This window comes from Streptomyces sp. NPDC058796 (assembly GCF_042745235.1).
Lineage (GTDB): Bacteria > Actinomycetota > Actinomycetes > Streptomycetales > Streptomycetaceae > Streptomyces.
On the sequence record NZ_JBHYOP010000016.1, the window covers coordinates 126,268 to 134,325 of the forward strand.

Consider the following 8,058-nt stretch of genomic DNA (forward strand, 5'->3'; position numbering starts at 1 on the left):
GCCCCCGGACTGCGTCAAGCTTTCCTTGAGGAGCCACCGGCACACTCACGGAATATGAAGGCGCTCATACTGTCAGGGGGGACGGGGTCCCGGCTACGCCCCTTCACCCACTCGACCGCCAAACAACTGCTGCCCGTGGCCAACAAGCCCGTGCTCGCGCACTGTCTGGAGAACATCCGTGACGCGGGCGTCACCGAGGCGGCCGTCATCGTCGGCACGCACGCCGCGGAGATCTCCGGGGTGATCGGCGACGGGTCCGCGTTCGGCCTCGACCTCACCTATCTGCACCAGGACCAGCCGAGGGGGCTCGCCCACTGCGTGCAGCTCGCCGCCGACTTCCTCGGTGACGACGACTTCGTCATGTACCTGGCCGACAACGTGTTCGCGGACGGTATAGCACATGCGGCGAAGGTCTTCGCCGCCGACCGCGCCGACGCGTTGCTCCTCGTGCAGCCGGTGGCCGATCCGCGTGCCTACGGGGTGGCCGAGGTCGGCGCCGACGGCCGGGTGCACCGCCTGGTCGAGAAGCCGGCCGAGCCCGCCAGTGACCTCGCCGTGCTCGGCGTCTACTTCTTCACCTCCCGGATCCACCGGGCGGTCACCGGGCTGTGCCCCAGCGGCCGTGGCGAACTGGAGATCACCGACGCCATCCAGCGGCTCGCCGACGGCGGCGCGCTGGTGCGCGCCGAATGCTACGACGGCTACTGGAAGGACACCGGGAAGGCGGAGGACCTGCTCGACTGCAACCGGGAACTGCTCGGACGGCTGACCGGGTCCGTCGTGCACGGGGACATCGACGCGGTCAGCACCCTGAGCGGCCCGGTCGTGATCGAACCGGGAGCCCGGGTGCGCGGCAGCCACCTGGTGGGCCCGCTGGTGATCGCCGCCGGGAGCACCGTGACCGAATGCACCGTCGGGCCCTACGTCTCCGTCGGCCGCGACTGCGTTCTGCGGCTCTCCTCCGTCGCCGACTCGATCCTCCTGGAGGGCGCCGCCGTCGACGGAGTCCCGGCCCTCGACCAGTCGATCATCGGCCGCTGGGCCCGGATCGGCCGTTCCGGCGCCGGACACCAACTGCTCGTCGGAGACCACGCCAACGCGGAGATGGCGGCGTGAAGCCGCGTGTGCACGAGCCCGGCCACGCGTAACCGCCCGCGTACGGGCGCTCCGACGAGGCGCGAGTGGCAGGCGAGTCACCCCGGGGAGAGTGGCGCCACTGTGCCGTTCTCCCGGCGTCCAGCATCCCTCCTACAAGAAACCTGGAGAACCATGTCCCGTCGCCTGTTCACCTCGGAGTCCGTGACCGAGGGCCACCCCGACAAGATCGCCGACCAGATCAGTGACACCATCCTCGACGCGCTGCTGCGCGAGGATCCCGCGTCCCGCGTCGCCGTCGAGACGCTGATCACCACCGGCCAGGTGCACGTGGCCGGCGAGGTCACGACCAAGGCCTATGCGCCGATCGCGCAGCTCGTGCGCGACAAGATCCTTGAGATCGGCTACGACTCCTCGAGCAAGGGCTTCGACGGCGCTTCCTGCGGCGTGTCGGTCTCCATCGGTGCACAGTCCCCGGACATCGCGCAGGGCGTCGACACGGCGTACGAGAACCGGGTGGTGGGTGCCTCCGCCGGAGGCAAGGGCGACGAGCTCGACCAGCAGGGCGCGGGGGACCAGGGCCTGATGTTCGGCTATGCCAGCAAGGAGACCCCGAACCTGATGCCGCTGCCGATCGAGCTGGCCCACCGCCTCTCGCGGCGCCTGACCGAGGTCCGCAAGAACGGCACCGTCCCCTACCTGCGCCCGGACGGCAAGACCCAGGCCACCGTCGAGTACCAGGGCAGCCGCCCGGTCCGGCTCGACACGGTCGTGGTCTCCTCACAGCACGCGAGCGACATTGACGTGGGCTCGCTGCTCACGCCCGACATCCAGGAGCACGTCGTGGAGCACGTCCTCGACGGCCTCGCCAAGGACGGCATCAAGCTGGAGACCGAGGGCTACCGGCTCCTGGTCAACCCCACCGGGCGGTTCGAGATCGGCGGCCCGATGGGCGACGCCGGCCTGACCGGCCGCAAGATCATCATCGACACGTACGGCGGCATGGCCCGCCACGGCGGCGGCGCCTTCTCCGGCAAGGACCCGTCCAAGGTGGACCGCAGCGCCGCCTACGCGATGCGCTGGGTCGCCAAGAACGTCGTCGCGGCCGGGCTCGCGGACCGCTGCGAGGTCCAGGTCGCCTACGCCATCGGCAAGGCCGAACCGGTGGGCCTGTTCGTCGAGACCTTCGGCACCGCCTCCGTCCCGCAGGCCGACATCGAGCGGGCCATATCCGAGGTCTTCGACCTGCGCCCGGGCGCCATCATCCGCGACCTCGACCTGCTCCGCCCGATCTACTCCCAGACGGCCGCCTACGGCCACTTCGGCCGCGAACTGACCGACTTCACCTGGGAGAAGACCGACCGCGCCGAGCGACTCAAGGCCGCGGCCGGACTCTGACCGGCCCTTCCACCCACCGACGGCCGGCCCCAGACCGGCCGACCGACCGAAGGGCCCTAGCCCCGGCCCACGCACCCAACGGGAGTGCTCACGTGCGTATCGCCGTGTCCGGCTCGATCGCCACGGACCATCTGACGATGTTCCCCGGCAGATTCACGGACCAGTTGGTCCCCAGTCAACTGCACCATATCTCCCTGTCGTTCCTCGTCGACGACCTCGAGGTGCGACGCGGTGGCGTCGCCGCCAACATCGCCTTCGGGCTCGGCGGTCTCGGTCTCGCACCGCTCCTGATCGGCGCGGTCGGCACCGACTTCGGGCCGTACGAGGTGGCGCTCAAGGAGCGGGGCGTCGACACCAGTGGCGTTCTGGTCTCCGACGAACGGCAGACCGCCCGGTTCATGTGCACCACCGACCAGGACGCCAACCAGATCGCCGCGTTCTACGCGGGCGCCATGGTCGAGGCGTGCGACATCGACCTGACCACCCTGATCGGGGACGCTGCCCCCGATGCCCGGCCGGACCTGGTCCTGATCGCGCCCAACGACCCCGAGGCGATGCTCCGCCACACCCGGCAGTGCCGGGAGCTCGGCCTCCCGTTCGCCGCGGACCCCTCGCAACAGCTCGCCCGCCTCGACGGCCCGCAGGTGCGGGACCTGGTGAACGGCGCGCGCTGGCTCTTCACCAACGAGTACGAGGCAGCCCTGCTGCTCGAACGCACCGGCTGGACCCGCGACGACGTGCTCGACCGGGTCGGCACCTGGATCACCACGCTCGGCTCTCAGGGCGCCCGCGCCGAACACGCCGACGGCACCTCTCTGCGCGTCCCCGCCGTGCCCGACGTCCCGGTGGTCGACCCGACCGGCGTCGGCGACGCGTTCCGAGCCGGCTTTCTCGCCGCCACCGCCCGGGGCCTGACCCTGACGGCCTCGATACGGCTCGGCTGCTCGGTCGCGGCCGAGGTGATCCGCACCGTCGGCTCCCAGTCGTACGACGCCGCGGCCGACCGCCTCCTCGCCAACCTCACGGCCGCGTACGGCACGGACGCCGCCGAGGAGATCGCGCCCCACCTGGTGGCCGTCACCCGCGAGGGCGGCGACAGCTCGTGACCGCTTCGGAAACCCTCAGAGAGGCCCTCGCCACCCGTGTGGTGGTGGCGGACGGTGCGATGGGCACGATGCTTCAGGCGCACGATCCGAGTCTGGATGACTTCGAGCAGCTGGAAGGCTGCAACGAAGTCCTGAACGTGACGCGCCCGGACATCGTGCGTTCGGTCCACGAGGAGTACTTCGCGGTCGGCGTCGACTGCGTCGAGACGAACACGTTCGGGGCGAACCTCGCCGCTTTGAGCGAGTACGACATCCCCGAGCGGAACTTCGAGCTCTCCGAGGCCGGGGCCCGCATCGCCCGAGAGGTCGCCGACGAGTTCACCGCCTCGACGGGTCAGCAGCGGTGGGTGCTTGGTTCGATGGGGCCCGGCACCAAGCTGCCCACCCTGGGCCACGCCCCCTATGAGGCATTGCGCGACGCCTATCAGATCAACGCCGAGGGCATGATCGCGGGCGGTGCGGACGCCCTTCTGGTGGAGACCACCCAGGATCTGTTGCAGACCAAGGCGGCGATCCTGGGCGCCCGCCGGGCTTTGGAGGCCACCGGCACGAGCCTTCCGGTGATCTGTTCGGTGACGGTGGAGACGACCGGCACGATGCTGCTGGGTTCGGAGATCGGTGCGGCGCTGACCGCGCTGGAGCCGCTGGGTATCGACATGATCGGCCTGAACTGCGCCACGGGTCCGGCGGAGATGAGTGAGCATCTGCGCTATCTGGCCCGGCATTCGCGGGTCCCGATCTCCTGCATGCCCAACGCGGGTCTGCCGGTGCTGGGCAAGAACGGCGCCCACTACCCGCTGACCGAGGCGGAGCTGGCCGATGCCCAGGAGACCTTCGTCCGCGAGTACGGTCTGTCCCTGGTGGGCGGCTGCTGCGGCACGACACCCGAGCATCTGCGTCAGGTCGTCGAGCGGGTGCGCGGCACGCCGACGGTGCGCCGTGAGCCGCACCCCGAGCCGGGCGCCGCCTCTCTCTACCAGACGGTGCCCTTCCGCCAGGACACCTCCTATATGGCGATCGGCGAGCGGACGAACGCCAACGGGTCGAAGAAGTTCCGTGAGGCCATGCTGGACGGCCGCTGGGACGACTGCGTGGAGATGGCCCGCGACCAGATCCGCGAGGGCGCCCACATGCTCGACCTGTGCGTCGACTATGTCGGCCGCGACGGGGTCAAGGACATGGAGGAGCTGGCGGGCCGCTTCGCCACCGCCTCCACCCTGCCCGTCGTTCTCGACTCCACCGAACTGCCGGTCCTCCAGGCGGGCCTGGAGAAGCTGGGCGGGCGCTCGGTCGTCAACTCGGTCAACTACGAGGACGGGGACGGACCCGAGTCCCGTTTCGTGAAGGTCACCGCCCTGGCCAAGGAGCACGGCGCCGCGCTGATCGCACTGACCATCGACGAGGAGGGGCAGGCCCGCACCGCCGAGCGCAAGGTCGCCGTCGCCGAGCGGCTGATCACCGATCTGACCGGCACCTGGGGCATTCATGAGGCGGACATCCTCATCGACTGTCTGACGTTCACCATCTGCACCGGCCAGGAGGAGTCCCGGGGTGACGGCGTCGCCACCCTGGAGGCGATCAGGGAGCTCAAGCGCCGCCACCCGCAGGTGCAGACCACTCTGGGCCTGTCCAACATCTCCTTCGGTCTGAACCCGGCCGCCCGGGTCGTGCTCAACTCCGTGTTCCTGGACGAGTGCGTCAAGGCCGGCCTGGACTCGGCGATCGTGCACGCCTCCAAGATCCTGCCGATCGCGCGGCTGGAGGAGGAGCAGGTCAAGGTCGCCCACGACCTGATCCACGACCGCCGCGAAGAGGGCTACGACCCCCTCCAGAGGCTCATGGAGCTCTTCGAGGGCGTCGACATGAAGTCGATGAAGACGGACAAGGCCGAGGAGCTTCTCGCCCTGCCGCTGGACGAGCGCCTCCAGCGGCGCATCATCGACGGCGAGAAGAACGGCCTCGAAGCCGACCTGGACGAGGCGCTGGAGATGCGCCCGGCCCTGGACATCGTCAATGACACCCTCCTGGAGGGCATGAAGATCGTCGGCGAGCTCTTCGGCTCCGGCCGGATGCAGCTGCCGTTCGTCCTCCAGTCCGCCGAGGTCATGAAGACCGCGGTCGCCCACCTCGAACCGCACATGGAGAAGACGGACGACGACGGCAAGGGCACCATCGTGCTGGCCACCGTCCGCGGCGACGTCCACGACATCGGCAAGAACCTCGTCGACATCATCCTGTCCAACAACGGCTACAACGTCGTCAACCTCGGCATCAAGCAGCCCGTCACCGCCATCCTGGACGCCGCCGCGGAGCACCGGGCCGACGTGATCGGCATGTCCGGCCTCCTGGTCAAGTCCACCGTGATCATGAAGGAGAACCTGGAGGAGCTCAACCGGCGCAAGCTGGCCGCCGACTTCCCGGTGATCCTCGGCGGTGCCGCCCTCACCCGCGCCTACGTCGAACAGGACCTCCACGAGATCTACGACGGCGAGGTCCGCTACGCCCGCGACGCCTTCGAGGGGCTGCGTCTGATGGACGCCCTCATCGCCGTCAAGCGCGGCGTCCCCGGCGCCACCCTCCCCGAACTCAGGCGACGCCGCGTCCCGAAGCGTGAGGTGGTCGTCGAAGAGCCGCAGGACATCGGCCGCTCGGACGTCGTCGTCGACAACCCCGTCCCTACCGCACCGTTTTGGGGGGCCCGCGTCGTCAAGGGCGTCCAGCTCAAGGAGTACGCCTCCTGGCTCGACGAGAACGCCCTGTTCAAGGGCCAATGGGGGCTCAAGGGCGACACCATCGAGAGCGAGGGCCGGCCGCGGCTGCGCATGTGGCTCGACCGGCTGCGCACGGAGAACCTCCTGGAGGCGGCCGTGGTCCACGGCTACTTCCCGTGCGTGTCCAAGGGCGACGACCTGATCATCCTGGATGACCGGGGCACCGAGCGGACCCGGTTCACCTTCCCGCGCCAGCGCCGCGGCCGACGCCTGTGCCTGGCGGACTTCTTCCGCCCGGAGGAATCGGGGGAGACCGACGTGGTCGGGCTCCAGGTGGTCACGATGGGTTCGCGGATCGGTGAGGCGGCCGCCGAGCTGTTCGCCGCAGACTCCTACCGCGACTACCTCGAACTGCACGGCCTGTCCGTGCAGTTGGCCGAGGCGTTCGCCGAGTACTGGCACGCCCGCGTCCGCTCCGAACTCGGCATCGCGGGCAGTGATCCCGCCGTGATGGAAGGCATGTTCCGCACCGAGTACCAGGGCTGCCGCTACTCGCTCGGCTACCCGGCCTGCCCGGACCTGGAGGACCGCGTCAAGATCGCGCAGCTGCTCGAACCCGAGCGGATCGGCGTGCGGCTCTCCGAGGAGTACCAGCTCCACCCGGAGCAGTCCACGGACGCGATCGTCGTCCACCACCCCGAGGCGAGCTACTTCAACGCGGGAGGCCGCGCATGACGACGTTCTCCTTCGAGTTCTTCCCCCCGAAGACGGCCAAGGGCGAGCAGGCCCTGTGGCAGGCCATCCGCCGCGTCGAACCGCTCACGCCCGACTTCGTGTCCGTCACCTACGGCGCGGGAGGCTCCTCACGGGAGCGCACCATCGAGGTCACCAAACGGATCGTGGCCGAGACGACGTTGCGCCCGGTGGCGCACCTGACGGCCGTCGGGCACTCGGTGGCCGAACTGCGCCGCATCATCGGCCAGTACGCGGACGCCGGAGTGCACGACGTACTCGTGCTGCGCGGCGACCCGCCGGGTGACCCCAAGGGACCCTGGACCCCGCGTCCGGACGGCTTCACCCACGCGTACCAACTCGTCGAACTGGTGCGTTCGCTGGGCAACTTCACCATCGGGGTCGCGGCCTTCCCCGAGATGCATCCGCGTTCCCCCGGCTGGGACAGCGACATCCGGCACTTCGTGGCCAAGTGCCACGCGGGCGCGGACTACGCCATCACCCAGATGTTCTTCGACGTGGAGCACTATCTGCGGTTGCGTGACCGGCTCGCGGCCGCCGGCTGCACGACACCGGTCGTCCCTGAGATCATGCCGGCCACTGACGCCCGCCAGATCCGGCGCTTCGCCGAGCTCTCCGACGCCGCCTTCCCGGAGGACCTGGCCCACCGGCTCGAAGCCGCCCGTGAGCGCCCCGAAGACGCGTACCGGATCGGGGTCGACCACGCCACCGCCATGGCGGACCGGCTGCTCGCCGAGGGTGCCCCCGGCTTGCACTACATCACGCTCAACAAGTCCACCGCGGCCCTGGACATCCACCGCAACGTCCTGAACAGCACAAGGAGCCTCCATGTCGTCTGAGTTCATCGACTTCAAGGTCGCCGATCTCTCCCTGGCCGCCTTCGGCCGCAAGGAGATCACTCTGGCCGAGCACGAGATGCCCGGCCTGATGGCGATCCGCAAGGAATACGCCGAGGCCCAGCCCCTCGCCGGCGCCCGCGTCACCGGCTCCCTGCA

The 8,058-nt window shown here is 69.6% G+C and carries 6 protein-coding genes; all 6 read left to right on the plus strand.

All coding sequences use genetic code 11. The annotated features are described in order from the left end of the window. Nucleotides 1–54: 54 nt before the first annotated feature. Entirely contained in the window at nucleotides 55–1,116 is a 1,062-nt protein-coding gene (locus ACFW47_RS32130) for a glucose-1-phosphate thymidylyltransferase (RefSeq protein ID WP_386287950.1), read from the plus strand. A 153-nt stretch (nucleotides 1,117–1,269) separates the two neighbouring features. Then, nucleotides 1,270–2,493 carry a methionine adenosyltransferase gene (metK, locus tag ACFW47_RS32135; protein WP_386287949.1) on the plus strand — a complete coding sequence of 408 codons (1,224 nt, stop codon included), beginning with the start codon at nucleotides 1,270–1,272 and terminating at the stop codon, nucleotides 2,491–2,493. Between the two features lie 92 nt (nucleotides 2,494–2,585). After that, nucleotides 2,586–3,599, plus strand: coding sequence for a carbohydrate kinase family protein (locus ACFW47_RS32140; protein ID WP_386307904.1), 1,014 nt, complete (start codon nucleotides 2,586–2,588; stop codon nucleotides 3,597–3,599). After that, nucleotides 3,596–7,045: a methionine synthase gene (gene metH, locus ACFW47_RS32145; RefSeq protein ID WP_386307905.1), complete on the plus strand. Its 3,450-nt coding sequence runs from the start codon at nucleotides 3,596–3,598 to the stop codon at nucleotides 7,043–7,045. The genes ACFW47_RS32140 and metH overlap by 4 nt, the downstream gene beginning before the upstream one ends. Continuing rightward, on the plus strand, nucleotides 7,042–7,902 hold the full coding sequence (metF, locus tag ACFW47_RS32150) for a methylenetetrahydrofolate reductase [NAD(P)H] (protein ID WP_386307906.1): 861 nt from the start codon (nucleotides 7,042–7,044) through the stop codon (nucleotides 7,900–7,902). The genes metH and metF overlap by 4 nt, the downstream gene beginning before the upstream one ends. Next, nucleotides 7,892–8,058 (plus strand): adenosylhomocysteinase (locus ACFW47_RS32155; RefSeq protein WP_386307908.1); only part of this gene is annotated, 167 nt, incomplete at its 3' end. The genes metF and ACFW47_RS32155, both read left to right, overlap by 11 nt.

Bases quoted from the DNA above. Each gene is read 5' to 3' on its own strand.
- ACFW47_RS32130 (WP_386287950.1), top strand. From the start codon at position 55: ATGAAGGCGCTCATACTGTCAGGGGGGACGGGGTCCCGGCTACGCCCC.
- metK (WP_386287949.1), top strand. From the start codon at position 1,270: ATGTCCCGTCGCCTGTTCACCTCGGAGTCCGTGACCGAGGGCCACCCC.
- metF (WP_386307906.1), top strand. From the start codon at position 7,042: ATGACGACGTTCTCCTTCGAGTTCTTCCCCCCGAAGACGGCCAAGGGC.